1 pseudogene is annotated in these 331 nt (G+C 66.5%); it reads right to left on the bottom strand.

The window, feature by feature from the left end:
* Positions 1-331, bottom strand: a pseudogene (locus AYK65_RS34030) (IS110 family transposase); the annotation flags it as partial.

Genomic DNA, 331 nt, shown 5'->3' with positions numbered 1-331 from the left:
ACCAGGCCGAGGAAGGCCATCAGCGGCGGCGGACTATCGAAGCGGCGTACATCCCCGATCTCGGCCGCGAAGATCACCGCGACCAAGAACGAGGCGCCGCGCATCGCCTGATAGGCCTCGACGAGCGGCGCCATGGACCAGGTTGGCACAATGGCGCGCAACTGTTCGTCCAGGCGGCGTAGCCGCTGAGCCGCGTCCTCGATCGCGTCGATCTTCTCCTGGAACACGATCTGCTGCGCCGTATGCTCGAAGCTCTGGCGGGCAAGCCAGCGCCGGTGCGCCAATGTCCAATGGCCGCCGCCTTCGTAAATCCGCCCATGGCGCAGGAGGA

This window comes from Ensifer aridi, from assembly GCF_002078505.1.
GTDB lineage: Bacteria > Pseudomonadota > Alphaproteobacteria > Rhizobiales > Rhizobiaceae > Sinorhizobium > Sinorhizobium aridi.
This window is presented reverse-complemented; position numbering and strand designations above follow the sequence as displayed.